Genomic DNA, 1,724 nt, shown 5'->3' with positions numbered 1-1,724 from the left:
CGCCAACCCGCATCAGATATTGCGTCATTATGGTGCGCCAAATCCAAGCCCGCACCACAAGACCACAACAAAACCACCACTCAACAATAACACTTAATCTTATGTAACTGTTATATAAGCTTTTTTTCAAACTGGCACACCCCCTGCTATATACCGATCAGATTTGTTATTCCGAATGAGAGATTCGTTTTTCATTTTGAATAGCAAACAAGAACTAAAACACATTTTTTTAACTAGTAAATATTGCAGCGACAGCACAGGAGATATCCATGAAACTCGTAACTGCCATAATCAAACCATTTAAGCTGGACGATGTACGTGAGTCATTGTCTGAAATTGGCGTACAAGGTATTACCGTAACTGAAGTTAAAGGTTTCGGCCGTCAGAAAGGTCACACGGAATTATACCGTGGCGCTGAGTACGTTGTTGACTTTCTTCCTAAGGTTAAAGTTGAAGTTGCCATTGGTTCCGACTTGGTTGACCAAGTTGTTGAAGCTATCAGCAAAGCAGCTAATACCGGCAAAATTGGTGACGGTAAAATTTTCATTTCACCGCTTGAGCAAGTTATTCGAATCCGTACCGGTGAAACCGGCACTGATGCGGTTTAAATCTCATTCATCACTAAGCAACTAATTTTTTAGAATACAGTACGGAGATTTCCTTATGGAAAACGTAATGAACAACATTTATGAATTGCAGTATGCAATGGACACCTTTTATTTCTTGGTGTGCGGCGCATTAGTTATGTGGATGGCAGCAGGTTTTGCCATGCTGGAAGCAGGCTTGGTTCGCGCCAAGAACACCACTGAGATCCTAACCAAGAACGTTGCACTGTTTGCAGTATCATGCACCATGTACCTAATCTGTGGTTACGAGTTCATGTATGGCGGCGGCTTCTTCCTATCAGGTACTGACAGCGTTGCAACTATAGACGTTGCTCAAGCTCTAGCAGATTCTGCTGAAAACGGCTTCGGCGGTGACTCTGTTTACTCAGGCGCTTCTGACTTCTTCTTCCAGGTCGTATTCGTTGCAACGGCAATGTCTATCGTATCGGGTGCGGTTGCTGAGCGTATGAAGCTTTGGGCTTTCCTAGCATTCGCAGTTGTTATGACGGGTTTCATCTACCCAATGGAAGGTGGCTGGACTTGGGGTGGTAACTCTGTGTTCGGTATGTACGACCTCAGTAGCTATAGCGATTACGCTGGTTCAGGTATCGTTCACATGGCAGGTGCTGCAGCAGCATTGGCTGGTGTTATCATGCTAGGTGCTCGTAAAGGCAAGTACGGTGCTAACGGTCAGGTTAACGCTATCCCAGGTGCGAACCTTCCTCTAGCAACGCTAGGTACATTCATCCTGTGGATGGGCTGGTTCGGTTTCAACGGTGGTTCTACTCTTAAACTGGGTGGTATCGAAGTAGCTAACGAAGTAGCAAGCGTATTCTTGAACACTAACGCTGCTGCGGCAGGTGGTTTGATCGCTGCATTGATCGTTGCACGTATTCTATTCGGTAAGGCTGACCTTACAATGGCATTGAACGGCGCACTAGCAGGTTTGGTTGCGATCACTGCAGAGCCTGCTGATCCTTCTCCACTACTAGCAACGATCATTGGTGCGATCGGTGGTGTTATCGTAGTATTCTCAATCGTAACACTTGATAAGCTTAAGCTTGACGATCCTGTTGGTGCAATCTCGGTACACGGTGTAGTAGGTCTATGGGGTATCTT

At 45.6% G+C, this 1,724-nt stretch carries 2 protein-coding genes; both read left to right on the top strand.

The window, feature by feature from the left end:
- The first annotated feature begins 269 nt into the window (after window positions 1-269).
- Window positions 270-608 (top strand): P-II family nitrogen regulator, encoded by a 339-nt coding sequence (glnK, locus tag A3729_RS04350; protein ID WP_068507212.1) that lies wholly within the window; start codon window positions 270-272, stop codon window positions 606-608.
- A gap of 67 nt (window positions 609-675) precedes the next feature.
- A partial coding sequence (locus A3729_RS04345; protein ID WP_231877335.1) for an ammonium transporter occupies window positions 676-1,724 on the top strand: 1,049 nt, incomplete at its 3' end.

Source organism: Oleiphilus sp. HI0043 (genome assembly GCF_001634935.1).
The sequence above is the reverse complement of the archived record's forward strand: the minus strand, read 5'-3'. Positions and strand labels throughout refer to the sequence as shown.